Genomic DNA, 25139 nt, shown 5'->3' on the forward strand with positions numbered 1-25139 from the left:
CTAAGCTGGTTTTGGCTTTCGTTTTAAAGTGCCGTTTTGTTGTTTGACGTACGCTGGTGGGGAGGGCGTGTGGCTAAGAAATCTACGGCTATCGATGTAACGCAGGGCGTTATTTGGCAGCAGCTGCTGTCGCTGTGCGTCCCCATCTTCTTTAGTTCGTTCTTTCAGCAGGCATACACGCTTATCGGTACCTATATCGTCGGTCAGTTTGGCGGCAAGCTCGCGCTGGGTGGCATTCAGGCCACGATGGTGCTTACGGAGCTCTGCATTGGTTTTTGCGTCGGTGTTGGTGCTGGATGTGCCGTTATTACCGGCCAGTTTTTTGGTCAGCACGATGACGAGCGCTTGAGCCGATCGGTCCATACGGCCATGACGCTCGCGCTGGTGGGCGGCATTGTCATTTCCATTCTGGGCATGGTGTTTGTCGAGCCGATGCTTGTGCTGATGAATACACCGCATGAGCTGCTGGCCGAGGGTGTGGCGTATGCCCGTTGCTACTTTGCCGCCATGTTTGCGGCGCTGCTGCTCAATATGGGGACGGCGTTGTTGCGCGCCGTGGGCGACACGCGCGGTCCGGCGGTCATTATTGCCTCCGGCTGCTTCGTCAACGTGGCGCTCGACATTCTCTTTGTCGCCGTGCTGCACATGGAAGCGCTGGGCTGCGGCATCGCGGTGGCGCTGACTATCTGCACCAATGCCACGATGATTGTGATCCGCATGATGCGCGCTCCGGGGGCGTGGCGGTTGTCGCTATCCAAACTCGGTATCGATCGCGGCATTTGCAAGAGCATGCTTTCGTGCGGTTTGCCGCTGGGCGTTCAGTCTGCGGCGTATTCGATCTCCAACGTTTTGATTCAGGTGTCGGTCAACTCGTTTGGAGCTGATGTTACGACCGCTTGGGGTCTTTCCGGTCGCCTGGACGGCATTATCTGGATGGTGACCGAGGCGCTTGGTGTGTCGATTACTACGTTCTCGGCGCAGAACTTTGGTGCGCGCAATTACGATCGCATGCGAAAGGGATACCACACGTCGCTCGTGCTGTCGTTTGTGCTTATCGGTGGCCTGTCTGCCGTGCTGCTGGTATTCTCGGGCCCGCTTTCGCGTCTGTTTATCGACGATGTCGCAATTTCGGCCTACACCACGACGATTCTTCATTTCATCGCGCCGTTCTACGCGATCTTCTCGATTATCGAAAACGCGTCCGGCTCCATCCGTGGCGCTGGCGTGAGCTTCCAGCCTATGATGCTCACGATATTCGGCACGGTCGTGCTCCGCGTGGCGTGGGTGTTCGCGATTATGCCGCTCGACCCCTCGCTCGAGCATCTGCTGCTGGTCTACCCCGTAACCTGGGTAACTACCGCCACGATGTTCACCATCTACCACCACAGCGGCAACTGGCTAGGCCGCGCCACTGCCTAATGATCCCTGGGGGGACGGAGGAAAACGGCTCATTGCTCTCCGTCGTGATGTCGATGATCCGTTTCCCTTCGTCCCCTTCGGATCAATTAGTATTCGATGCCTTGGCGGGCCAGGAGGCCTTCGTCGAAGTAGTGTTTGACGAGGCGCATTTCGGTGACCAGGTCGGCGAGGTCCGCGATGGGCAGCAGGCCGCGGCCGGTCAGTATGAGCTCTGTGGTGTCGGGTTTCATCGCGATCAGTTCCTCGACATCCTCGCGCGTCACGAAGCCGCGGCGCATGGCCTCGCCGAGTTCGTCCAAAATCAGAACGTCGACCTGTGAGATCTGCTTGCGTGCGAGCTCCATGATCTGTGCGGCGCAAGCCTCGGGCGTGTCGCGGTCGGCCTGTACAATTCGTAGCCCTAGGCGTGGTGCCGCATCATGCTCGGCGCAGTGCAGCTTCTTGGCAAACTGAAGCATGAGCACGTTAAGTCCATAGCCCGTGGCGCGCAGCGCGAGCCCCAGCGCAGCCGTCGTCTTGCCCTTGCCGTCGCCCGTATAGATCTGAACCTTGCCGACTTCGAGTGATGCCATCTCTATTCTTTCGTGCCCGGCGTCGGTTTATCGCCGGCCGGGTTGGGTATTCTAGTTAGCATTATCAACCCCAGTAGATGGAGTTCAAGCAGATGGAGATGGATGACAACAAACGTAGACGGAATATGATCCTCTACGTGCTCATCGCCTTCGTCGTCTACCTCGTGCTCTCGACCGTTCTGTTCCCCAACATCGGTCACACGCAGCAGATTACGAAGACCGATTATTCGACGTTTGTCAAAGCGCTCGATAAGAAGAGTGTCGACAAGGTCGAGTACAACACGGACGATTACTCGATTTATTACACCAAGAAGGGCGAGGACGAGAACATCGCCTACAAGACGACCGGCGTGCCGAGTGACACGGGCTTTACCGATCGCGTGCTCGAGGCCGGCGCCTCGCTGGAGTCGGTGGTTCCCGATAAGAACTCGGGCCTGATGACTTACTACTTGCTCACGCTCGTCCTTCCCATGGCGATTTTCTTCCTCATCGGCTGGTGGCTCAACCGCCGTATGAAGAAGGCCATGGGCGATGACGGCCCGTCCATGAATTTTGGTGGCGGCGGCTTTGGCGGCGGCGGTCTGGGTAAGTCCGGTGCGCGCGTTATCGCCTCCAAGGATGTTGGCGTGACCTTTAAGGATGTTGCTGGTCAGGAAGAGGCCAAGGAATCCCTGAAGGAGGTCGTCGACTTTCTGGAGAAGCCGCAGCGCTATGAGGAAATCGGCGCCAAGCTGCCGCGCGGTGCTCTTCTCGTGGGCCCTCCTGGCACTGGTAAGACCCTGCTTGCCAAGGCTGTTGCCGGCGAGGCGGGCGTACCGTTCTTTAGCATTTCGGGCTCTGAGTTCGTCGAGATGTTCGTCGGCCGTGGCGCCGCCAAGGTGCGCGACCTGTTTAAGCAGGCTAAGGAAAAGGCCCCCTGTATCGTATTTATCGATGAGATTGATACCATCGGCAAAAAGCGTGACGGTGGCGGCTTTAGCGGCAACGACGAGCGTGAGCAAACGCTCAACCAGCTGCTGACCGAGATGGATGGCTTCGACAACCACAAGGGTATCGTCGTCCTCGCTGCCACCAACCGTCCTGACAGCCTCGATCCCGCTCTGCTGCGCCCCGGTCGTTTTGACCGCCGCATCCCCGTTGAGCTGCCCGACCTGACCGGCCGCAAGAACATCCTCGAGCTTCACGCCAAGAGTGTGAAGACCGAGCCGCCGATCGATCTGACCGCGATTGCCCGCGCCACGCCCGGAGCCTCGGGCGCCGACCTGGCCAATATCATCAACGAGGGCGCCCTGCGCGCCGTTCGCGAGGGTCGCAAGCGTGCAACCCAGGACGACTTCGAGGAGTCGGTGGAGGTCGTCATCGCCGGCCAGCAGCGTAAGTCCACGGTGCTGTCCGATCACGAGAAACAGGTCGTGTCCTATCACGAGATCGGCCATGCCATCGTTGCCGCCCGCCAGAAGGGTTCTGCGCCGGTTACGAAGATCACCATCGTGCCGCGTACGAGCGGTGCTCTGGGCTACACCATGCAGGTCGAGGAGGACGAGCGCTTCTTGACCACGCGCCAGGAGGTGCTCGACAAGCTCGCTGTCTACTGCGGCGGACGTGCTGCCGAGGAGCTCATCTTTGGTGAGATGACGACTGGCGCGGCCAATGATATCGAGCAGGCCACCAAGCTCGCCCGCAACATGGTGACGCGCTTTGGTATGTCGGAAGAGTTTGGCATGATGGCGCTCGGTACCGTTCAGAATGCCTACCTCAACCAGGACACGTCGCTCACCTGTGCCCCCGGTACGGCCGAGCGCGTCGACGCGATCGTCGCCAAGCTGATCGAGGACGCACATGACCGCGCCCTGCAGATCCTCAAGGAGAACAAGTTTAAGCTCCATGAGCTGGCTCGTTATCTGTACAAGAAGGAGACGATCACGGGCGAGGAGTTCATGAATCTCCTCACGCGCGAGAATCCGCTGATGCCAAAGCAGCAGTAAAGCCGCGGCCGAGCCAGTAGACGCCGACGCCCCATTTGAGTAGCTTTCTCAAATGGGGCGTTTTGCTTGAGGGGGATGGAAATGAAGATCGTGGTGAGCGCCTGCTTGATGGGCGAGAGCTGCAAGTATAACGGGCTCGACAATTACCATCGCGAGCTGGTTGAGGCTTGCGAGCGCACGGGGACCGAGGTCCTGTTGGTATGCCCCGAGGTCTTTGGCGGCCTTCCCACACCGCGCAAGCCGTCCGAGATTGTGAGCGGCGAGGTCCGTACCTGCGAGGGCGTCTCAGTCGATCGCGAGTTTCGCCTGGGTGCCCAACGTGCGCTCGATATGTGTGAGCAGGCAGGCGGCCCGTCCGAGATCGCTGCGTGCGTCTTGCAGGATCGTAGCCCCTCGTGCGGTGCGGGTCGCGTCTACGATGGCACCTTTAGCGGTACGCTCACCGTGGGCAACGGTATTTTTGTCGACCTGCTGCTGCGCCACGGGTACCGTGTGATTCCGGCTAGCGAGTTCGATCCCAGCATGCTGGAACATTGTCCATAGCACTCGAACCCAACATTTCCTTACGGGTGACCGTTTTGGCATCATCCGTGAACTTGATATTGAGTACGACCCGGTCATCAAAGACGTAGACCGAGTTGACAGGCGCCGTACCCAGGCAGCCCCTCCCCGCGGCCCTCGCGCAGGAACGCGCATACGGCCTTCCCGTCTCTTGCGCCCTTCCCGGAACTGTCCACATCAGTGTAGCCAATCCAGTCCGCCAAGGGCTGCAGCCCGGACAACGCGGCGATGGAGGGCTTCTTCGGCCTGCTCAAGAAGGAGTTCTGGCACGGCAGGGACTGGTCGGACTGGACCCCCGCCCGCTTCATCGAGGAGCTCGGGGGCTGGATCGGTCGATACAATACGGAGAGGCGCAGCGATACGCTCGGTGGCCGCACGCCGGCCGAGTTCCGCTCCGCGCTGGGAAGGGCCGCGTAACGGTCCAAGAAATCGTCCGCAGTCCCCATTCTTGCCCCTTTGGGACAGCTTCTTATTGGGGCGTGCCTGCCCCAAACCCTGCTAGGAACGAGTACAGCAAACTGGAATTATCAAATTAGTCTTTGCAAATTACCTTTGAACCTTCACCATCAATTACAATTCCCTGACGGTTGTTAATTGGGCATAGATTCAAATCCGAAAACTCAGTCATTATTTTCTCGGTAACTTTCTTAAATGGTGCCGTAAGATAATGCGGAAGAACATAGAAATCAATCAAATTAAGCCCTGAATCATCTTCTTGTGAGTAGTCCTCCGGCTTTTCATCCATTTGCTCGATATATTGGATGCTTGGAGCGCATACAATCGCACCTGCCGATTCACCAATCATCAATTTTCCCTTTGCCAGTTCTTTCTTCAACAGCTCATCCGTTCCCGTTTTACGGAGCTGGTCTATAAGGAAAAAAGAATTTCCGCCGGTAAAATAGATCACATCCGCATCTTCAAAAAGAGACTGTATCGTTGAATAAGCCTCCGTTGAAATATCAATTTCAGTTACGATTGCTCCCAACTTTTTGAATATTTTTCGAGCCGAGCCGACATAACCGGTGTAGCCTTCACGCAGCGAAGCTGTTGGAATAAATGCGACTTTTTTATTTTCAATTTCTTCCTTTATCAGACTTCCTACACTTGAAAAGTGAGAACATAAAAACAGTTTCATCAATATTCTCCTTTATATATAAATTCTTATTTGTTGAACTAAGCCGTGTATACCATACTCTCCAATGAAAGAACGCCCTGATATAGCGAAATTTTGCCGTTTTCCTGCGTACGTGCGTACACACTCCACAGGAATTCTAAGGGGCCTGCCCCCTTAGCACACGGACTTTGGAACAAAGTCTAGTGTGTTACGCCTTGCCTGAGGTGTACAGGCTCCCGGTATGCACGTACGAAGCAATTGCCATCAATGCGCCATATAAGTGGCGATCAAGTTCGCATAAAGCGACCTTGATCCCGCAAAACAAAAGGCAGGATACCATCACCACGATGATACCCTGCCTCTGTTCGTTCCTGTTTACCGTTCCGAGTAGTCCTTCCGCAGAATTTCCGATAAACAAAAAAACGTACCCGAACCCTTTCTCGTAAAGAATCGGGTTCGAGTACGAACTGAATGCTGGAGCAATAAAAAACCACCAGAAAGGTGCCTGTCTCCTTTGTGGTTGTTTTGGGCCAGTCCTAGAGCGTGTGGCCGTAGACGTTGGCGGCCTTGATAGCGGCGGCGAACTTTTCGTCGGTGAAGGGCTCAGGGTTGCCCTGCTTCCACTCGTTGGTGGCGTGCGCATACTCACACAGCGCCGGGATGTCGGCCTCGGAAAGTCCGATCTGCTCAAGCGTTACGGGTAGACCCATCTGCTTGTTAAAGGCGGCATAGCGCTCAAGGTTCTCGGTATCGCCCGTATAGGCAAACAGCACGAGCACGCCCAGGCTCACGACCTCGCCGTGCAGGTAGGAGCCTTCGCGCGGAATGCTGCACGTGGCGTTGTAGAACGCATGCGCCACGCTCGAGTTGTAGTAGTAATCGTTTTGGTTGGTCAGGTTGGAGACGTAGCCCGTGTTGACCACGATGTCGAGCGCGATCTGCTTGACGGCCTCGCTCGACAGATTCTGGTGCACATCCTCAAGACCCTGGACGCCATAGGTAAACAGCGGCTCGGAGCAGGTGTGGGCAAGCGCCAGGCCAAGGCCGGCCGTGTGCTCCAGGTTGCCGGCGCTCGTGGCGTACTCGACCTCGGGCTGCTTGGACAGGGCATCACCCACGCCGGCCCAGAAGTATTCCGCCGGTGCCTCGGCGATGATCTTGGGGTTGATGAAGATGTGCGCCGGGCGGTTGGGATACGAATAGCCCTCGAGCGAGCCGTCGTCGTTGTACACGACGGCAATGGCGGTCGCGGCGGAGCAGTTAGAACAAATCGTCGGCACCGTAAAGACGATCTTCTTGAGCTCGATGGCCGCCGTCTTGACGGTATCGAGCGCCTTGCCGCCGCCACAGGCAATGAGCACGTCGGCTTCCTGGCAGGCGGGGGAGTTTACGACCTTGGCGATATTGGCACGCGTACTGTTGGTGCCATAGACGCGCGTCTCCAGGATCTCGACATCGGTACCTTCAAGTGCCGCCTCGATTCCCGGCAGCGCCGCAGCCAGGGCTCGCTTGCCGCCAATGATGGCGACTTTCTTTGCTCCGTACTCGGCCAGGGTGCCGGGCAGCTCGTCAAAGCAAACCTCGCCGACGGTATAGTCGCTCATTCCAATCGTGCGCATAGCAACCTTCTTTCGTTCGATAAAGTGCTTTCAGGTATTTTGCTCCTAGAGAAGGGCTGTAATAGCGAGAAATTTCGAACGTATAAAACCAGTGTTGAGGGTTTTTTGCCGGCGTTGACCGTGCTACCATACAGCGCATAAGCGTTGATGGGGACGAGTAGTCGGCCGTCCGCATGCTACAGAGAGCGGGGAGCGCTGAGATCCCGTGCATGCGACCGATGAAAATCACCCCGGAGCTGCGGTCCCAACGGATGTGTCGTGCAGGCTCGTCTTAGTAGACATCGCCGAGATGGTCGTCGATACAGGCCAGCCGAGTAACGGATGCGAGCGCGCGAATACGCGGGCGAGGGCATCTAAGCTGGGTGGTTAAGCGAAGAGCTTTTGCGGGCGTGCAGCCCGTTTGCGGCGCTTCGTCCCAGCTTGTAGGGACGGGCGCTTTTTTGGTGCCCAGAGGGCGTGCGCGCCCATGACATGAAAGGGGTACCGTGGCAAACGAGTACAAGCAGACGATGAATCTGCCCAAGACCGGTTTTCCCATGCGTGCCGGTCTTTCCAAGTCCGAGCCCAAGCGACTCAAGGACTGGCAGGACAACAAGGTCTACGAGCAGGTTCTGAAGAAGAACGAGGGTCACAAGAAGTTCGTGCTGCACGACGGCCCTCCGTACGCCAACGGTCCGATCCACATCGGCCATGCCATGAACAAGATCTCCAAGGACATGATCAACCGCTACTGGATGATGCAGGGCTATGAGGTTCCCTATGTCCCGGGTTGGGACTGCCATGGCCAGCCGATTGAGCATAAGGTCGAGGAGAAGCTCGGCACCGAGAAGTTCAACCAGACCTCTACGGCTAAGATCCGCGAGCTCTGCAACGAGTTCGCTGTCGAGAACATTGAGCTGCAGGAGGCGGGCTTCCGTCGCCTGGGCGTGCTCGGCGATTGGGACAACCCCTACCTGACGCTCTACCACCAGCACGATGCAGCCGACATCGAGGTCTTTAAGGCCATGTTCGATAAGGGCATGATCTATCGCGGCCACAAGCCGGTTCACTGGTGCAAGCACTGCCACACCGCACTCGCTGAGGCAGAGATCGAGTACTCTGACGAGACGAGCCCCTCCATTTTCGTGCGCTTTGAGATGACCTCCAAGCCCGCCGGCCTCGAGAACTTCGACGGCCCGGTTGACTTCATCATCTGGACGACCACGCCGTGGACCATTCCCTCCGACCAGGCAGTTTCCCTCAAGCCCGGCGCCGCCTACGTCGCCGTTGAGCATGATGGTCGTGCCGAGGTCATGCTCGAGGACCTGGCTCCCAAGTGCTGCGAGGAGTTTGGCTGGGAGTACACCCCGGTTATGGTCGACGGTAAGCCCTACGTGGTTCCCGCCGAGACCTTCCATCACATCCACTACAAGCAGCCGATCTTTGACGGTGTCGAGGGCGTGGCGCTGCTGGCTGATTACGTCGGTGTCGACGACGGTACCGGTATCGTCCACAACTCGCCCGGCCACGGCGTCGACGACTACTTTGCCTGCCTCAAGGAGGGCATCACCGACATCTGCATGCCGGTCGATGACGACGGCAAGTTCTACACCGGTGAGGAGTTTGGCACCGGTGGCCCCTTCAGCGGTATGGATACCGATGAGGCCAACCCGCACATCATCGAGTTCCTGCGCGAGCGCGGCACCCTGGTTCTCGAGAAGAAGATCACGCACAGCTATCCGCACTGCTGGCGCTGCAAGCACCCGGTGCTCTTCCGTGCTACCGACCAGTGGTTTGTCTCGATGGACAAGACTGGTTTGCGCGAGCAGGCTGGCAAAGAGGTCCGCGAGAACGTCAAGTGGTATCCGGCCCACGCGGCAAACCGCATCGGCGCCATGGTCGAGCAGCGTCCCGACTGGTGCATCAGCCGTCAGCGCAACTGGGGCGTGCCTATCCCGAGCTACACTTGCGCCGACTGCGGCGAGAAGGTTATGAACGACGCCACGCTCGACGCCGTCATCAAGCTCTTCCACGAGAAGGGCTCCGACGCCTGGTTCACCGACGCTCCCGAGAGCTACCTGGGCGAGGCCTGCGTCTGCCCCAAGTGCGGCGGCCATCACCTCAAGGCCGATAAGGACATCCTCGACGTGTGGTGGGATTCCGGCGTCTCCTGGAAGGCCGTCTGCGAGTACCGTCCCGAGCTGGAGTATCCGGCGGACGTGTATCTCGAGGGCTCCGACCAGCACCGCGGTTGGTTCCAGAGCTCGTTGCTCACCTCGGTGGGTGCCAACGGCCACGCTCCGTACAAGGCGGTCGTCTCGCAGGGCTTCACCCTCGACGGCCAGGGTCGAAAGATGTCCAAGTCGCTCGGCAACGTCATCGACCCCAATAAGGTCTGCGACGAGATGGGCGCCGACATCATCCGTCTGTGGGTTGCATCTGTCGATACCAGCTCCGACGTGTCCATCGACCACGAGATTCTTGCTCGTACGTCCGATGCCTACCGTCGTTTCCGCAACACGCTGCGCTTCCTGCTCTCCGAGCTCGAGGGTCAGTTTGAGCCCGAGACCGACGGCGTCGCCTTTGCCGACCTGCTGCCGCTCGACAAGCTCATGGTTGCCCGTCTGACCCAGGTTCAGGCCGAGGTCGACGATGCCTACGCCAGCTACGAGTTCCCGCGCGCCTACCGTGCGCTCTACGACTTCGTGGTTACCGAGCTCTCCAACGTGTATCTCGACGCCCTGAAGGACCGTCTGTACTGTGAGAAGCCCGGCTCGCTCGAGCGCCGCAGCGCCCAGACCGTGCTGGCCGAGCTCTTCTCGATGCTCATGCGCGACCTGCAGCCGATCCTGTCCTACACCGTCGACGAGGCCATGGCCTATGCGCCCGCCGGCTGCGTCGATCACCAGAAGTACGCCGCGCTGCTCGATTGGTACAAGTCGCCCATCACGTTCGACGAGGCCAATGAGTTTGAGGGCGTGCTCGAGGCTTCACTCGAGCTCCGTAGCGCCGTGACCAAGGCCCTTGAGGATGCCCGCTCCGCCGGCACTTTCACCAAGAGCCAGCAGGTCCGCGTCATGGCGGTCGTTCCCGCCGAGATGTACGCGCTGCTGACCGGTGATAAGGCCGTCGACCTGGCCGAGTTCTACATCGTTTCCGATGTTGAGCTGACCCAGGGCGAGGAACTTTCCGTTGCTATTGAGGCTGCCGAGGGCGAGTGCTGTGACCGTTGCTGGAACTATCGCACCACCGTCGGCGAGTACAACGGCCACGCGCATATCTGCAAGCGCTGCGCGAATGCCCTTTAAGGCACGGTAACTCGGCATTTTAGTTATTGGGAGAATTTGGACGCCTTCGGCCCATTTGCTCCGCTGAATAAAAGCGGCATTCTGTTTTTCGGAATGCCGCTTTCTTTTTATGCTGGTTATTTATCTGGCGTTAGCGAATATGTCGTGCGCTCTGCGTGTGGCAATATAAGATGGTTAATTGCGTTAAACGGAATTCGATGTTCTTGAGGCTAGGGGATTGATTTGGGTCGTGCTGGGGATATGACGCCGCCTTTGCGTTGGCGGTTGGGTGTTGCTGGTGGGGTGGCGCTGGTTGTGCTGCTTCTTGACCAGCTGACCAAGCTTGCGGTTCGTGCCGTGGGCGACGCTTTGCATGTGACCGTCATCCCCGGTGTCATCGACTTTATGTTTGTCCGCAATATCGGTGCTGCCTTTAGCATGGGCGAGGGGCATGGCATCGCGTTTGCCGTGCTGGCGTTTGCGGTCATTATCGCTATTGTCGTGTACTTGCTTCGCGCGCCCCAGCTTGCTCGCTTGGAGGTGGTGGGCATGGCTATGGTCGCGGGCGGCGCCATTGGCAACGCTATCGATCGTTTGACCTTTGGCTTCGTGACCGATTTTATTGCCACCACCTTCATCGACTTTCCCGTCTTCAATGTGGCCGATATCGGCATCAGTGTAGGCGTCGTGCTTGCCCTCATCGGTTACATGTTCTTGAGTCCCGCCGCTCGCGAAGTCGATGCGACCGCCGAGCTTAACGCCCGTGACGAGGCCCGCGCCAAGCGCAAGGCTAAACAACGTGGGGAGCGTGCTCGCAAGATTCGCGAAAGGAATGAGCGCTAATGGCCGACATCCATATCCTTGTTGCCGACGATGCCGCCGGCCAGCGTCTTGACGCCTATCTGGGCGCCAACGATGGCTGTCCCACGCGCTCCGCTTGCGCGCATCTGATCGAGGGCGGCGCCGTAATTGTGAACGGCGAGACCTGTCTGTCAAAAAAGTATGCCGTACGCGCCGGTGACCGCATCTCGGTCGACCTGCCCGAGCCGCACGATCCGTCCGGCGTGATTCCCGAGGCCATTCCCCTCGATATCCGCTATGAGGACGACTATCTTATTGTGCTCTCCAAGCAGCGCGGCCTGGTATGCCATCCCGCCCATGGCCACGAGAGCGGCACGCTTGCGAACGCCCTGGTCTATCACTGCGGTATCGACCATCTGGGCACCGTGCAGGGCGAGGACCGCCCCGGTATCGTGCATCGTTTGGATCGCGATACCTCGGGTCTCATGCTTGCTGCCAAGGACGACGACACCCAGCGCGCGCTCCAAAATCTTATCCGCACGCGCACGCTCGACCGCCGCTACATTACGCTTGTTCACGGTCATATCGCTATGGATGAGGGCACCATTAACACCGGCATTGCCCGTTCTACGCGTGACCGTGTCAAGATGGCAGTTTCGGACGATCCTTTCGCGCGCCAGGCCATTACGACCTTTAAGGTCCTTGAGCGCTTCGATTCCACGCGTTTTGACGACGGCTACACGCTCGTCGAGTGCCACCTGTTTACGGGCCGCACACATCAGATTCGCGTGCATATGCGCCATATCAACCACGCCTGCGTGGGCGATCCTCTCTACGGCAAGTGCGATGCACGCGCCGATCAGGGGCTGACCAGGCAATTCCTTCATTCCTGGCGCGTCGCATTCGACCATCCCGTGACAGGGGAGCGCATTGAGTGCCGCGACGAGCTACCGTGGGATCTTGCCGCGGTTCTTGACGACCTGGCCCCGCGCTCGCTTGGCCGCACCGCTGCCGGCGACGAAATCGTTCCGCAGCTCGGTCTTCTCGAAGTCTAGCCGGTATTAGGTGGTTTCTTGAACTCGGTAAGCCTGCGGTAAGATATACGATTGTTTACGTAACGCGTTGCTGGGAGCCTGCATGCTCGCCTTTTTACAAACCAACACACCCATCGTGATCTTCAATCAGATTGTCGTCACGCTGCTCACGGTCTGCTTTCTGTACCAGGTGGTCTTCTTTGTCATTGGCGCTCTTCGTGGCGAGGTCGCGCCTCCCAAGGCCAAAAAACTCCATCGCTATGCTTTCTTTATCGCGGCGCATAATGAGGAGGCCGTGATTGCCAACCTCGTTCGCTCCATCAAGGACCAGGATTATCCGTCCGAGCTTATCGAGGTCTTCGTGGTCGCCGATGCCTGCACCGACAACACGGCGCAGCTCGCGCGCGAAGCGGGCGCCATCGTTTATGAGCGCAACGACCTGGCCCGCAAGGGTAAGAGCTGGGTCATGGACTTTGGTTTTGACCGCATTCTCAACGAGTATCCCGACACGTTTGAGGGCTACTTTATCTTCGATGCCGATAACGTTATCTCCCGCGATTACGTCTCCAAGATGAATGACGCCTTTGACCAGGGCTTCCATGTGGTCACGAGCTATCGCAACTCCAAGAACTTTGGCAGCTCGTGGATCTCGGCAGCTAACGCCACTTGGTACCTGCGCGAGGCGCGCTTTCTCAACAACGCGCGCAATATCTGTAAGACGTCTTGCGCCGTCTCGGGTTCGGGCTACCTCATCTCCGCCAGTGTTATTGAGGGCATGCACGGCTGGCAGTTCCATACGCTGACCGAGGATATTCAGTTCACCACGTTCTGCGCCATTCACGGCATTCGTATTGGCTATGCGCCGGCGGAGTTCTTTGACGAACAGCCCGTGACGTTTAAGGCTTCCTGGAAGCAGCGTATGCGTTGGACTAAGGGCTTCTACCAGGTATTCTTTACCTACGGTAAGCACTTGGTCAAATCGACCTTCCGCTACCATCGCTTTGCCGCCTATGACATGTTTATGACGATCGCCCCGGGTATGCTGCTATCGCTGATCTCGATGCTCGCTAATGCGACGTTCTTGATTGTGGGTGGCCTTTCGCATGGTTTCTTGGCTACCGAAGTCGAGATGCAGGCGTGCGCTGCTTCGCTCATTATGACCTTCGCCATGATGTATCAGACCTTCTTTATCCTGGCGCTGCTCACGACTATCTTTGAGTACAAGCACATTCACTGCGCGCAAAAGTGGCGTCTGGTGACTAACCTGTTTACCTTCCCGATCTTTATGTTCAGCTATATCCCCATCACGGTGGCCGCGCTGTTCCTGAAGGTCGACTGGGTGCCGACGCAGCACGCCGTCAACGTTACCCTTGACGAGGTCATGCAAGGCGCCAAATAACCACGACCAAAACCACCGCAAAGGGGACAGGCATCTTTGTGGTGGTTTTTGCTTTTGAGTGACTGCCCAAGGAGGTATTCGATGGTCTATATCCCGTTTTGGATTTGCATCTTTGCCGGCGTGGCAATTGATGCCCGCGAGCGGCGGTTTCCCAATGGGCTTGCCGGCGCATGTGCCGTGGCGGCGTTGGCGGGTGTTTGGCTCGACCTCGGTTTGAACACCGCGCTTGATCACGCCGGTTTTGCTGTCATCGTGTATCTTTCCCTTGTGCTGACTGAGTCGCTCTGGCGTCGACTTCGCCAAACCCCGGGCATCGGCATGGGAGATGCTAAGGCACTCTTCGCGCTTTGCACGCTCGACCCTCTGGGCGGCATCGTGGCATTTGCCGTCGCGCTCCTGGTCCTGGCCCTCTCCTGCCTCTTTACAAAATCGCGCTCCCTGCCTTTGCTCCCGTTTTTGGTGCCGATATTTGCCATAATCGAGGTCGTGGGCTGGACATTGTAACCGATTGCGCATCCTTTTTAAGGAGCATGCCATGGCAACTAATCAAGAAACGGCCGTCATTAAGGCGCGCATGGACCGCATTCCCGCGGCGTTGTTGCCCGAGCTGGTCGAGCGTATCGCCGCCGACCGCGCCTCGGGTGTCGTTAATCCTTATCGATGCTGCGACGACCAGGTCATTCGTCGTATAGATCGCGCTGCCGACAAAGGCACGCTTATGCGTCCGGCGTTTATGCGCGATACCGAAAAGATTCTTCATCTTCCTGCGTACACGCGTTATGCAGGCAAAACGCAGGTCTTTAGCTTTCGCAGCAACGACGACCTGTCGCGGCGCGGCCTTCATGTGCAGCTCGTCTCGCGCATTGCCCGCGATATCGGCCGTGCCCTGGGCCTCAACTGCGATTTGATCGAGGCGATTGGCCTGGGCCACGATTTGGGCCACACGCCCTTTGGCCATGCCGGCGAGCGTTTCCTCAACGATATCTATCACGAGCGTACGGGTCGTTATTTTTTCCATAACGTGCAGTCCGTCCGCGTGCTCGACGCGCTGTACGGCCGCAACGTGTCGCTCCAGACGCTCGACGGCGTGCTGTGCCATAACGGCGAGTACGAGCAGCGTGTCTTTGAACTCTCGGACATGGCGTCGTTTGACCAGTTCGACCGTACCGTCGAGGACTGCATTGCCACGGGCTATGGCGCGATCGAGCACCTGCGCCCCATGACCCTCGAGGGCTGTGTGGTGCGTATCTCGGATATCCTCGCCTACGTTGGGCGCGATCGCCAAGACGCCATCGCGGCGGGCCTGTTGTCACCCGACGCTTTTGACGATGGCCTGGGCGGGGCTTACAACAGCTGGATCCTCACGCACGCTTCTATCGATATCGTTGAGCATAGCTACGGCAAACCGCGTATCGAGATGAGCGAGGACCTGTTTGAGGAGATCCGCCGGGCGAAGCGCGAGAACTACGAGAAGATCTATAGCAAGGGCGGTATCGAAGGCGATTCTGAGGCAGAGTTGCGTGAGGCCTTCGAAAAGCTCTACGACCGTTGCCTGCAGGATCTAAATAAAGGCGACGAGTTCTCTTACATCTTTAAGCATCATGTTTCGCGCATTGAGCAGCAGCTTTCCTACTACGATCGCACGTATGCCTGGCAGGACGACAAGGATCAGGCCGTCGTCGATTACATCGCAAGCATGACGGATGGTTATTTCTGCGAGCTGACGAGCAAATTGTTCCCAGGTCTAAAGTTTCCGCACCGCACCTATATTAACGAACGGTAGTTCGTATCCTTTCGGTATACTGTTGGTCAACAACGATTTTGATTAATGCACGGGATGGCTATGGACGACCTTTTTTCTGCTTCGACGCGCGAGCGCTCCTTTAAAAATGCGCCGCTTGCGGTGCGTATGCGCCCCAATTCGCTCGACGAGTATGTGGGCCAGCAAAAGGCCGTCGGTAAGGGCTCGTGGCTGCGCGCCGCGATTGAGCATGACGTGCTGTCGAGCGTGATTCTGTACGGCCCGGCTGGCACGGGCAAGACGACGCTGGCCCACATTATCGCCAACCATACCAAGAGCGAGTTTGTCGAGGTCAGCGCCGTGACGGGCACTGTGAAGGACCTGCGCCGCGTAATCGATGAGGCTAAGACCCGTCTGAACACCTACGACCGCCGCACCATTCTATTCATCGATGAGATTCACCGCTTCTCTAAGTCGCAGCAGGATGCCCTGCTGCATGCAGTTGAGAACCGTACCGTCATTATGATTGGCGCTACGACGGAGAACCCGTACTTCGAGGTCAATTCGGCACTGTTGTCGCGCGGACGCGTGGTGGAGCTTGAACATCTGAAGGATGAGGATATCGCCACGCTTATTGAGCGTGCGCTCGAGGCACCACAGGGCTTGAACGGAAAGTTTTCTGCCGATGATGATACGGTCAAGACCATCTGCACGCTGGCCGCGGGTGATGCGCGCTCTGCCCTGACGACGCTCGAGCTGGCGAGCGAGATTGCCGTCACGCGTCCCGATACCGAAGGGACGCCAGCGCCGGCGGCGGGGGAGCGTTATCCCATCACCGTCGATGACGTGAAGATTGCCAACCCGCGCCGCGGTTTTTCGTATGACAAAAACGGCGACATGCACTATGACATTATCAGTGCGTTCATCAAGTCCATGCGCGGCAGCGACCCCGATGCCACGATCTATTGGCTCGCGCGCATGATTGACGCGGGGGAGGATCCTAAGTTTATCGCCCGTCGCATTATGATTCAGGCTTCTGAGGATGTTGGCAATGCCGATCCGCAGGCACTTTTGGTGGCACATGCCGCGTTTAAGTCTGCCGAGGTCATTGGCTATCCCGAGTGCCGCATTAACCTGGCTCAGGCTGCACTCTATGTGTGCTTGGCGCCTAAATCCAACGCGTGCGAGGCTTCGATCGATGCGGCGCTGGCCGATATCCACTCTAGTGGGCTTCGCGAGGTGCCGAGTTATCTACGCGATCGCCATCGCCCGGGCAGCGATGAATACGGTGTGTATAAGTATCCGCACGATTATCCCGAAGGCTGGGTCGACCAGCGCTATTTGCCCGAAGGCTTAGAACGCGGTGCATTTTGGCAGCCTGCCGGCCGCGGTTGGGAAGAATGGCGCGTAGAGCAAAGCGAACGCGACCGCAGCGGGAATGCACCGAAGTAGCTGCTGATAATTTTGTCCCACGTTGCTGCTCTTGGCATGTTCGGTCCCCTTTGGGGTACCATGGAAAGCGTTTGTATTTCGATTCCTTTGGGAGGCTTGTATGAGTCCCATTCAAATCGCCTTGCTGCTGCTTGCCGTTGCCGGCGTGTGGGCTATCGTTGAGCTTGCGCTCACCCTGCGCAAAACCCGCACCGTTGTCGACTCGCTCGACAAGACGGTAACCGACCTCAACAATACGATTGCCGAGGCGCAGCCCGTGGTGGCAAAGCTTGATGGCGCCGTTGACGAGCTTACGCCGGCACTTGCCCAGATGGAGCCGCTCCTCAAGTCGAGCAAGACTGCCGTTGATGCTCTGACGTCTAACCTCGTTGAGGTTGAGGCGGTCGTTCGCGACATTTCCGAGGTCACGGGCAGCGTGGCCGAGGCCAGCAATGCCGTATCGAGCGTGACTGATTCTGCTGCTGGCGCCGTGCAGAAGCTCTTCAATAAGGTGAAGGCTCCTGCAGCCGACGCCGATCGCAAGCTCGCCGCTGCCGCTGCCGAGGCCGAGCAGCCCACTGAGCGCGTTCTGATTGGCGATGACGATGCCGCTGGTGACGACGATGATGTTCAGAAGCCCGCTGCTAAGCCTGCTCAGTATTACACCTATACGCCTGCCGAGACCTCCGAGGAGTCCTGCGATGAGTAGCGAAGCAACCTGCCCCATTACGCTGAGCGTTGCTGGTGATCCGCGTCTCGCGCGCTTGGTGCGCATGACGGCCGCCAACGTCGGCGCCCTGTGCTCTATGTCCGTCGATCGCATCGAGGACATTCGTATGGCTGCCGAAGAAGCCTTCATCTTTGGCTGCACGGCTGTTGATTCCGACGATATCTCGATCAAATTCGATGTCGACGAATCGCATGTGGGCATGACCTTTACCTTTGGCGACCAGGCGACTGTCGATGAGGATGACCAGGCCGCCGTGTATGCCGAGCTCATTTTGGCGAGTGTGTGCGACTCCTACGAAAAGACTACAGCGCCCCTAACGCTTTCCCTCGACCTCAAGGCGGATATCTAATATGACCGAACGCTCCCGGAGCGGCAAGACCGCTTGGGACAAGGAGAAAACCCGCGAGCTGTTTCGTCGTTATAAGGAGACCGGTGATCCGGATGCTCGCGAGCAGCTCGTCATGTCCCATATGAACCTGGTAAGGTTTCTTGCCAACAAATTCAAGAACCGCGGCGAGCCGCTCGATGACCTTTTGCAGGTCGGGTACTTGGGCTTGCTCAAGGCAATCGACCGCTTTGATCCCGAGCGCGGACTCGAGTTCACGACGTTTGCCACGCCCACCATCTTGGGCGAGATTAAGCGCCACTTCCGCGACAAGGGCTGGAGTGTGCGCGTGCCGCGTCGTCTGCAGGAGCTCTCTGCCAAGGTTAACCAGGCCACCGACAAGCTCACCAACGAGCTTCAGCGTTCGCCCAAGGTTGAGGAAATCGCCGATTACCTTGGCGTAACCGTCGACGAGGTGCTCGAAGCCATGGAATCGTCCTCGGCCTACACCTCGGTGCCCATCGAGGCTCCCGGTGCGTCCGATTCCGATGATGCGCCTTCGATTCTCGATCGCTATGCCGACGACGACAACGAGCTCGACTTTACCGATGACCGCCTGGTAATCGAGGAAGCTATCCGCGATTTCTCGCCGCGCGAGCGCGAGGTTATCGAGCTGCGTTTTGTGAAGGGCATGACCCAGATCGAGATTGCCAAGAAGCTGGGCATCTCGCAGGTGCAGGTTTCGCGTCTGCTGCGCCGCACGCTTAAGAAGATTCAAGATAAGATTGACCCCGACGGAGTGATGGTTCGTTCATGAGTGAGCACCCCCAACAAATCGACCGCACGCTTCGCGATACCCGCATTCTGACGCTGCGTATTTGGGGCGTCGTCGGCTGCATTGTCATCGCTGCCGTCATCTTTAACCTTATGGGCATCCTGGCACCGGTCATCGAGTTTCTCTCTGTCGGTTCCATCATCGCTTTTGTGATGTCTCCGATCACCAACTGGCTCGAGCATCACGGCGTCGGACGTGGCCTCGGTTCGCTCATCGCGCTCATTGTGGTTGTTGCCGTGCTCGTCGGCGTCGTCTGCATCCTATCGCCTATTTTGCTCGGTCAAATCATGGAAGTCCTGAGCCGCCTGCCCGAGCAGCTTCGTGTTGCGGGTGGTGATCTCAACGAGATGCTCTCGCACGCTAAGACGCTCAACAACACGCCGCTCAAGGAGTATCTGGACGACAATCTTTCTTCGTTGGTTACCGTAGCGTCCAAGTACGTCTCGCAAATCGCTGCTGAGCTCGGCCGCGGTGTGTTTCCGCTCATTACCAACACGGCCTCGCAGCTGTTCGTCATCTTCCTGGGTCTGGTGCTTGCCTACTGGCTTGCCTGCGATTATCCCCGCATGCACCACGAGGTCTGCACCATCATCGGGCAGGAAAAGGAGACCTCGTACCGCTTTATGGTGGCCATCCTTTCGCGTTCGGTCGGCGGCTACATGCGTGGCATGGTCATCACATCGATCTGTGGCGGTTTTCTTGCCTTTATTGGTTTTACGATCATCGGCCATCCGTATGCAGCACTCATGGCTATCTTTACCGGCATTATGCACCTGGTTCCGGTTGTCGGTCCCTGGGTGAGTGCGGCGATCGCCACGGTGCTCGGCTTTATGTTCAGCCCTATGCTGGCGTTATGGACGCTTGTCGTGACCATGGTGGCTCAAAATGTCACCGATAATGTCATTTCGCCTAAGGTCATGCAGAGCTCGGTGCAGGTGCATCCCGTTATGAGCCTGACGGCCCTCGTTATCGGTTCGGCACTCATGGGTCCCATCGGCATGGTTATCGCCATTCCGCTGTGCGCGGCCCTCAAGGGCATCTTCGTCTACTACTTTGAGAACGAGACCGGCCGTCAGCTCGTGGCATACGACGGCGCCGTGTTTAAGGGCACTCCGTATCGCGATACCGAGGGTAACCCGGTCGCCGCCTACGACGCGCTCGGAGACGATACGTTCATCTATGAGTCCGAGCTTATCGGCAACGAGACCGCGCCCGAGGCCCAGGCAATGCCCAAGCCCGAGCTCGATAATCCCTGGATTAAGCTCTCAGGCCTGCAGCCCGACGCGACAGGCTTTTTCAAGAACCCCTTCGCCAAGGATGACGATTCCAATACGGACGACGACACCAAAACCGGCATCGACGGCTCCATGGACGATTCGGATTCCAAATAGGCCCTGTTAGCGTTTCTTGATGTTGTAAATAACAATAAACGCGATCAAAGCGATTGATAAGGGGCCAGCCACATAGAAAAAGATGGCGTCAATTGCGCTTAGGGTGTAATACGCTTTATCGCCAGATGTTACTGCGTACAATGCGTAGCCAAATCTCGGCTGGTTCACATACCAGCTCGAGTAAGCGAAGATTGCTAAAAGGGCTACTGAGGTCAGTGCATTCACGACAAACCGTTTGCTATTCATCGATCGCTCCTTCCGGACGATTCTTATATGAAATTTTACCGAAATCATTTTTTTTCAAAGTATTTGACAGACCTAAATAACGTGCACTTTCGCTGGAGGGTCGCTGTTTGGCGGCCCTCTTTTTTGCACAGGCGCGGTGGGATGGTAATATCGTTACGTTTGACTGTTTCGATGTGAAACCGAGGAGATTCCCTCTATGAGTGCTGACTACCCGTCAATGACTACGGCCGAGATTCGCTCCAAGTTCCTCAACTTCTTTGAGGAGCGCGGTCTTAAGCTCTATCCTTCTTCGTCCCTCGTCCCCGACGATCCTTCGCTGCTGCTTGCCAACGCCGGCATGAACCAGTTTAAGGAGTACTACCAGGGCAAGAAGACCATGAAAGAGATCGGCGCGATCTCCTGCCAGAAGTGTGTCCGCACCAACGACATCGACTGCATCGGTGAGGACGGCCGTCACCTGTCCTTCTTTGAGATGCTCGGCGACTTCTCCTTTGGCGGCGTCTCCAAGCAGCAGGCCTGCGCTTGGGCCTTTGAGCTCATCACCAAGGAGTTCAAGCTGCCGCTCGACCGCCTGTACTTCACCGTCTTTACCGAAGACGACGAGACCCACGACGTGTGGCGCTCTCTGGGCGTTGCCGAGGATCACATCTCCCGCCTGGGCGAGGACGACAACTTCTGGGCCGCTGGCCCCACCGGCCCCTGCGGTCCGTGCTCCGAGATCTACTTTGACATGGGCGAGGAGGTCGGTTGCGGCAGCCCCGACTGCAAGCCTGGCTGCGACTGCGACCGCTTCCTTGAGTTCTGGAACCTCGTGTTTACCCAGTACGACCGCCAGGAGGACGGCTCCATGCCGGAGCTGCCGCACCGCAACCTCGATACGGGCATGGGTCTGGAGCGCATGGCCGCTATCATGCAGCACAAGACCGCTAACTACGACGGCGATCTGATGCAGCACCTCATCAAGCTCGGTGAGAAGATCAGCGGCAAGACCTATGACGCCGACGATTACTCCGGTGCCAGCCGCTCCCTGCGCATCATCGCCGACCACTCCCGTGCCGTCGACTTTATGATCTCCGACGGCATCCTGCCCGGTAACGAGGGTCGCGAGTACGTCCTGCGCCGCCTGCTCCGTCGTGCCGTGTTCCACGGTCGTCTGCTGGGCATCGAGGGCGCCTTCCTGACCAAGTTTATCGACGAGGTCAACGCTCAGATGGGCGAGGCTTATCCCGAGCTGCTCAAGAACGTCGCGCTCGTTAAGGGCATCGTCGCCTCCGAGGAGGAGCGTTTCTCAACGACGCTCGACAACGGCCGCGTTTACCTGGACGAGGCCCTGGCCGCGCTCGCCGACGGCGCTGTCCTTCCGGGCGATGTTGCCTTTAAGCTTCACGACACCTTTGGTTTCCCCATTGACCTGACTGTCGAGATCGCCGGCACCGCCGGTCACGACGTCGACATGGATGGCTTTACCGCTTGCATGGAGGACCAGAAGGCCCGTGCCCGCGCCAACGCTAAGGGCGATGCCTGGGGTAGCTTTAACGACGTGTGGGTCGAGCTTTCCGACAAGGTTGCCGCGACCGAGTTCGACGGCTATGACAACGACGCCATCGAGGGCGCCAAGGTTGTCGCCATCGTGCGCAACGGCGAGTCCGTCGAGTCCGCTGCTGCCGGCGAGGATGTTGAGGTCGTGCTCGACCGCACCCCGTTCTATGCCGAGATGGGTGGCCAGCAGGGCGATGCCGGCAAGCTTTCCGCCGAGGGCGTTGTTCTGGCCGTTGCCGACACCAAGAACCACAACGGCCTGTATGCTCACGTCGCGCACGTTGCCGAGGGCACGCTGACCGTCGGTGCTACCGTGACCGCCGCGCTCGACGCCGAGCGCCGTGGCTTCCTGCGCCGCAATCACACCGCCACCCACCTTCTCGACGCTGCGCTTAAGCAGGTTCTGGGCGAGCATGTCTCCCAGGCCGGCTCGCTGGTGACGCCCGAGCACCTGCGCTTTGACTTCACGCACTTCGAGGCTCTGTCTTCCGAGCAGCTCAAGGCTGTCGAGGACCTGGTCAACCAGCAGATCTTCGCTTCCAAGCCGGTTGTGACCCGCGTTATGGGCATCGATGAGGCCAAGGCCGCCGGTGCTGTTGCCCTGTTTGGCGAGAAGTACGGCGACGTCGTCCGCGTCGTTTCCGTGGGCGCCGAGGACCAGCCGTTCTCCCGCGAGCTCTGCGGTGGCACCCATGCCGCCAATACCGCCGAGATCGGCCTGTTCAAGATCATTTCCGAGTCCTCTACGGGCTCGAACGTCCGTCGTATCGAGGCCGTGACCTCTAAGGGCGCTCTCGATTACATGGCCGACCGCCTGGCACTTGTTGACGCCGCTGCCGCTGCGCTCAAGTGCCGCGCGGACGAGGTTCCCGCTCGCGTGGAGAACCTGCAGGCCGACCTGCGCGAGACGTCCAATAAGCTCAAGAAGGCTCTGACCGGTGGCTCCTCCGATGCCATTTCCGGCGCCATCGACGGCGCTGTCGAGCTGAACGGTTACAAGCTCGTTGTCGCTGAGCTCCAGGGCCTTGAGGCTGCTGACCTGCGCAACGTCTGGGATACCGTGCACCAGAAGGTCGCCGGCCCTGTCGCCTGCGTCGTCGCCAGCGTGACCGAGAAGGGCACGCCTGCGCTGCTCGCCGCCGGTTCCGATGACGCCGTGAAGGCCGGTTTCCACGCCGGCAACGTGATCAAGCAGATCGCGGGCCTGGTCGATGGTCGCGGTGGCGGCCGTCCCAACATGGCCCAGGCCGGTGGCAAGAACGCCGCCGGTATTGCCGATGCCCTCGCGGCCGCTAAGACCGCGCTCGGCGCCTAAGAAGTCGCTGTGGTCGCGCTCGCGCTGGACATAGGGGAGACCAGGATCGGTATTGCCGTCTCGAGCCGTGATGGCAAGATGGCGATGCCTGTCAAGGTGCTTCCGGCTGCCGAGGTCACCGGTATGGCCAAGACGTTTCGCTACCTGGTCGAGGACTATGAGCCCGATATCCTGGTAAGCGGACGTCCCTTGACCATGGCCGGTGAGCCCGGCCCCCAGGCCGAGCGCGTTGCCGCCGTGGCCCAAAAGATTGCCGACAAGCTCGAACTTCCGCTGGAGTTTGAGGACGAGCGCTTGTCCTCGCAAGAGGCCAAACGCATCCTGCGCGAGCAGGGCCTCAACGAAAAACAGATGAGAGGCAAGATTGACATGATCGCCGCCAGCCTGTTTTTGCAGACATGGCTTGATCGTAAAAACGAGGAGGTCTCGCATGCCTAGCGCTTCCGATCCGCGCCAGCCGATTCGTACACGTCAGCCTGTGCCGCGCCCTGCCCAGCCTGGCCAGCGTCCGGCACAGCCGACGCAGCGCGCAGCTCAGCCTGCCGCGCGCCCGGTGCAGTCCTCCTCTCGTTTGGCTCAACCTGCTCAGCGGACGGTTCGACAGCCCACTGCTCGTACGGCCCAGCCTGCAGGCGGTACCCGCTTTAAGCAGCAGGCACCTACCCAGCGAGCACAGGCCCCCCAATCGCATTCGCATCACGCTCGCGGTTCGCACGGCGTTGCTCCGGCCACGCGATCGAGCTACAACACGCATGCTCGTCGCGGTGCCCAAAAGAAAAGCTCCCCGGTGCCTATGATTATCGGCGTCGTCGCCGCCGTGCTAGCGCTTGTCGCGATCGTTTTCTTTGTCGTGCCGGCCGTCAAGGGCTTCTTTGTCGGTGAGGATTCGAAGGTCACGGCTGGTCAGCAGGTTACGGTGACCATTCCTGACGGTGCTTCGGGCGATACGATCGCCTCGATTCTCTCTGAGAACCATATCGTCGAAAATCCCAAGGATTACTATGCGGCGGTGAAAAAGCTCAACGCCGATATGTCGCTCAAGCCTGGTACTTATTCGTTCACCACGCTCATGGACGCGACTAAGGTGGTTCAGCAACTCATGGAAGGCCCCAACGCTGGCTCCAATGCGCTGACGATTCCCGAGGGCTTGACGGTCGATCAAGTCGCCGACCGTGTGGCCCAGGCCTACAACAGCATCTCTAAGGAAGACTTCCTCAACCAGGCCAAGGCCTCCAACTACGTGGACGACTATAGCTTCCTTAGGGGCGCGGCCAATGATTCGCTCGAGGGCTTCTTGTTCCCCAAGACCTATTCGCTGGGCGATTCGCCGACGGCCGATGGCGTGATTCGCGCTATGCTCGATCAGTTTAAGACCGAGTACAAGTCGCTTGACTTTGCGAGCTGCGAAGCCAAGATCAAGGAGCGCTACGGTGTGGAGATGTCCGACTACGACATCGTTAACCTTGCCTCGATCGTCGAGCGCGAGGGCCTCAACGCCGACCAACGTGCGCATGTGGCCTCGGTTTTCTACAACCGCCTTGCCGGCAAGCTCGACGGTCTGCGTTATCTCAACAGCGATGCGACCATGATGTATGTCACCGGCGGTGAGGTTACCGCCGACGACCTGCAGAGCGATAGCCCGTATAACACCTATAAGCACGAGGGCCTGCCGCCCACGCCCATCTGCTCTCCGTCGCTCGAGGCGCTCAAGACCACCCTTGAGCCGACCGACTCCGATGACCTGTATTTCTACATTACACAGGACGAGGAGTATTTCTCGAAGACCTACGAAGAGCACCAACAGTCTTGGAATTGA

Annotated in this window: 22 protein-coding genes; 18 read left to right on the forward strand and 4 right to left on the reverse strand. The window is 58.5% G+C overall.

The genetic code is table 11. From position 1 onward, the window contains the following. Positions 1–69: 69 nt before the first annotated feature. A complete protein-coding gene (locus DWZ52_RS01260; protein ID WP_118384701.1) occupies positions 70–1419 on the forward strand; it encodes an MATE family efflux transporter in 1350 nt (449 codons plus the stop codon). An 86-nt stretch (positions 1420–1505) separates the two neighbouring features. Here the strand turns inward: DWZ52_RS01260 and DWZ52_RS01265 are convergent, their stop codons facing one another. After that, the gene (locus tag DWZ52_RS01265; RefSeq protein WP_118237468.1) at positions 1506–1991 is read right to left on the reverse strand and encodes a cob(I)yrinic acid a,c-diamide adenosyltransferase; all 486 of its coding nucleotides are present in this window, start codon (positions 1989–1991) and stop codon (positions 1506–1508) included. Between the two features lie 92 nt (positions 1992–2083). Here DWZ52_RS01265 and ftsH point away from each other — a divergent pair, with 92 nt between their 5' ends. The 3 genes from ftsH to DWZ52_RS01285 all read left to right on the forward strand — a co-directional run bounded on the left by ftsH (position 2084) and on the right by DWZ52_RS01285 (position 4954). After that, on the forward strand, positions 2084–3976 hold the full coding sequence (gene ftsH, locus DWZ52_RS01270) for an ATP-dependent zinc metalloprotease FtsH (RefSeq protein ID WP_192934481.1): 1893 nt from the start codon (positions 2084–2086) through the stop codon (positions 3974–3976). Positions 3977–4057: 81 nt separating this feature from the next. Beyond that, a complete protein-coding gene (locus DWZ52_RS01275; protein ID WP_118384702.1) occupies positions 4058–4519 on the forward strand; it encodes a DUF523 domain-containing protein in 462 nt (153 codons plus the stop codon). Between the two features lie 207 nt (positions 4520–4726). Continuing rightward, a complete protein-coding gene (locus tag DWZ52_RS01285) occupies positions 4727–4954 on the forward strand; it encodes an IS3 family transposase (protein ID WP_370448259.1) in 228 nt (75 codons plus the stop codon). Between the two features lie 115 nt (positions 4955–5069). Here the strand turns inward: DWZ52_RS01285 and DWZ52_RS01290 are convergent, their stop codons facing one another. Beyond that, positions 5070–5672: a Type 1 glutamine amidotransferase-like domain-containing protein gene (locus DWZ52_RS01290; protein WP_118384705.1), complete on the reverse strand. Its 603-nt coding sequence runs from the start codon at positions 5670–5672 to the stop codon at positions 5070–5072. A gap of 515 nt (positions 5673–6187) precedes the next feature. Beyond that, positions 6188–7270, reverse strand: a complete 1083-nt coding sequence (locus DWZ52_RS01300) for an iron-containing alcohol dehydrogenase family protein (protein ID WP_118384707.1) — start codon at positions 7268–7270, stop codon at positions 6188–6190. A gap of 509 nt (positions 7271–7779) precedes the next feature. Here DWZ52_RS01300 and ileS point away from each other — a divergent pair. The 11 genes from ileS (at position 7780) to DWZ52_RS01355 (ending at position 20223) form a co-directional block, all read left to right on the forward strand. Continuing rightward, the gene (gene ileS / locus DWZ52_RS01305; protein ID WP_370448261.1) at positions 7780–10557 is read left to right on the forward strand and encodes an isoleucine--tRNA ligase; all 2778 of its coding nucleotides are present in this window, start codon (positions 7780–7782) and stop codon (positions 10555–10557) included. A gap of 294 nt (positions 10558–10851) precedes the next feature. After that, positions 10852–11379: a signal peptidase II gene (lspA, locus tag DWZ52_RS01310; protein ID WP_233547227.1), complete on the forward strand. Its 528-nt coding sequence runs from the start codon at positions 10852–10854 to the stop codon at positions 11377–11379. Next, entirely contained in the window at positions 11379–12392 is a 1014-nt protein-coding gene (locus DWZ52_RS01315; protein ID WP_118384710.1) for an RluA family pseudouridine synthase, read from the forward strand. Before lspA ends, DWZ52_RS01315 begins: the two co-directional genes overlap by 1 nt. Positions 12393–12474: 82 nt before the next feature. Then, the gene (locus tag DWZ52_RS01320; RefSeq protein ID WP_022094595.1) at positions 12475–13770 is read left to right on the forward strand and encodes a glycosyltransferase family 2 protein; all 1296 of its coding nucleotides are present in this window, start codon (positions 12475–12477) and stop codon (positions 13768–13770) included. 81 nt (positions 13771–13851) lie between these two features. Beyond that, the gene (locus tag DWZ52_RS01325; RefSeq protein WP_118384711.1) at positions 13852–14274 is read left to right on the forward strand and encodes a prepilin peptidase; all 423 of its coding nucleotides are present in this window, start codon (positions 13852–13854) and stop codon (positions 14272–14274) included. A gap of 31 nt (positions 14275–14305) precedes the next feature. Then, complete coding sequence (locus DWZ52_RS01330) at positions 14306–15553, forward strand: deoxyguanosinetriphosphate triphosphohydrolase family protein (protein WP_117757600.1); 1248 nt, start codon at positions 14306–14308, stop codon at positions 15551–15553. 60 nt (positions 15554–15613) lie between these two features. Continuing rightward, on the forward strand, positions 15614–16963 hold the full coding sequence (locus DWZ52_RS01335; RefSeq protein WP_199570618.1) for a replication-associated recombination protein A: 1350 nt from the start codon (positions 15614–15616) through the stop codon (positions 16961–16963). Positions 16964–17063: 100 nt separating this feature from the next. Further along, the gene (locus tag DWZ52_RS01340; RefSeq protein WP_118384712.1) at positions 17064–17651 is read left to right on the forward strand and encodes a hypothetical protein; all 588 of its coding nucleotides are present in this window, start codon (positions 17064–17066) and stop codon (positions 17649–17651) included. Beyond that, a complete protein-coding gene (locus DWZ52_RS01345) occupies positions 17644–18021 on the forward strand; it encodes an ATP-binding protein (RefSeq protein ID WP_117736300.1) in 378 nt (125 codons plus the stop codon). Before DWZ52_RS01340 ends, DWZ52_RS01345 begins: the two co-directional genes overlap by 8 nt. A gap of 1 nt (position 18022) precedes the next feature. Next, a complete protein-coding gene (locus tag DWZ52_RS01350) occupies positions 18023–18814 on the forward strand; it encodes an RNA polymerase sigma factor SigF (RefSeq protein ID WP_117635146.1) in 792 nt (263 codons plus the stop codon). Then, a complete protein-coding gene (locus tag DWZ52_RS01355) occupies positions 18811–20223 on the forward strand; it encodes an AI-2E family transporter (RefSeq protein WP_118384713.1) in 1413 nt (470 codons plus the stop codon). Before DWZ52_RS01350 ends, DWZ52_RS01355 begins: the two co-directional genes overlap by 4 nt. Before the next feature lie 6 nt (positions 20224–20229). Here DWZ52_RS01355 and DWZ52_RS01360 read toward each other — a convergent pair whose 3' ends face one another. Beyond that, the gene (locus DWZ52_RS01360) at positions 20230–20469 is read right to left on the reverse strand and encodes a hypothetical protein (RefSeq protein ID WP_089571736.1); all 240 of its coding nucleotides are present in this window, start codon (positions 20467–20469) and stop codon (positions 20230–20232) included. A gap of 196 nt (positions 20470–20665) precedes the next feature. On the opposite strand from DWZ52_RS01360, the gene alaS reads away from it, so the two are divergent. From alaS to mltG, 3 genes are read left to right on the forward strand one after another with little or no spacing between them, the layout of a single operon-like run. Further along, positions 20666–23323 (forward strand): alanine--tRNA ligase, encoded by a 2658-nt coding sequence (gene alaS, locus DWZ52_RS01365; protein ID WP_118334417.1) that lies wholly within the window; start codon positions 20666–20668, stop codon positions 23321–23323. 9 nt (positions 23324–23332) lie between these two features. Then, complete coding sequence (gene ruvX, locus DWZ52_RS01370; RefSeq protein WP_117806180.1) at positions 23333–23761, forward strand: Holliday junction resolvase RuvX; 429 nt, start codon at positions 23333–23335, stop codon at positions 23759–23761. Then, positions 23754–25139, forward strand: a complete 1386-nt coding sequence (gene mltG / locus DWZ52_RS01375; protein WP_233547228.1) for an endolytic transglycosylase MltG — start codon at positions 23754–23756, stop codon at positions 25137–25139. Before ruvX ends, mltG begins: the two co-directional genes overlap by 8 nt.

Source organism: Collinsella sp. AF33-16 (assembly GCF_003475325.1).
Taxonomy (GTDB): domain Bacteria; phylum Actinomycetota; class Coriobacteriia; order Coriobacteriales; family Coriobacteriaceae; genus Collinsella.

Coding starts and splice junctions, on each gene's coding strand:
- DWZ52_RS01350 (WP_117635146.1), top strand. CDS start 18,023: ATGACCGAACGCTCCCGGAGCGGCAAGACCGCTTGGGACAAGGAGAAA.
- DWZ52_RS01290 (WP_118384705.1), bottom strand. CDS start 5,672: ATGAAACTGTTTTTATGTTCTCACTTTTCAAGTGTAGGAAGTCTGATA.
- DWZ52_RS01265 (WP_118237468.1), bottom strand. CDS start 1,991: ATGGCATCACTCGAAGTCGGCAAGGTTCAGATCTATACGGGCGACGGC.
- DWZ52_RS01315 (WP_118384710.1), top strand. CDS start 11,379: ATGGCCGACATCCATATCCTTGTTGCCGACGATGCCGCCGGCCAGCGT.
- ileS (WP_370448261.1), top strand. CDS start 7,780: ATGAATCTGCCCAAGACCGGTTTTCCCATGCGTGCCGGTCTTTCCAAG.
- DWZ52_RS01335 (WP_199570618.1), top strand. CDS start 15,614: ATGGACGACCTTTTTTCTGCTTCGACGCGCGAGCGCTCCTTTAAAAAT.
- DWZ52_RS01325 (WP_118384711.1), top strand. CDS start 13,852: ATGGTCTATATCCCGTTTTGGATTTGCATCTTTGCCGGCGTGGCAATT.
- DWZ52_RS01275 (WP_118384702.1), top strand. CDS start 4,058: ATGAAGATCGTGGTGAGCGCCTGCTTGATGGGCGAGAGCTGCAAGTAT.
- DWZ52_RS01355 (WP_118384713.1), top strand. CDS start 18,811: ATGAGTGAGCACCCCCAACAAATCGACCGCACGCTTCGCGATACCCGC.
- ftsH (WP_192934481.1), top strand. CDS start 2,084: ATGGAGATGGATGACAACAAACGTAGACGGAATATGATCCTCTACGTG.
- DWZ52_RS01360 (WP_089571736.1), bottom strand. CDS start 20,469: ATGAATAGCAAACGGTTTGTCGTGAATGCACTGACCTCAGTAGCCCTT.
- DWZ52_RS01300 (WP_118384707.1), bottom strand. CDS start 7,270: ATGCGCACGATTGGAATGAGCGACTATACCGTCGGCGAGGTTTGCTTT.
- DWZ52_RS01320 (WP_022094595.1), top strand. CDS start 12,475: ATGCTCGCCTTTTTACAAACCAACACACCCATCGTGATCTTCAATCAG.
- mltG (WP_233547228.1), top strand. CDS start 23,754: ATGCCTAGCGCTTCCGATCCGCGCCAGCCGATTCGTACACGTCAGCCT.
- DWZ52_RS01340 (WP_118384712.1), top strand. CDS start 17,064: ATGAGTCCCATTCAAATCGCCTTGCTGCTGCTTGCCGTTGCCGGCGTG.
- alaS (WP_118334417.1), top strand. CDS start 20,666: ATGAGTGCTGACTACCCGTCAATGACTACGGCCGAGATTCGCTCCAAG.
- DWZ52_RS01345 (WP_117736300.1), top strand. CDS start 17,644: ATGAGTAGCGAAGCAACCTGCCCCATTACGCTGAGCGTTGCTGGTGAT.
- DWZ52_RS01330 (WP_117757600.1), top strand. CDS start 14,306: ATGGCAACTAATCAAGAAACGGCCGTCATTAAGGCGCGCATGGACCGC.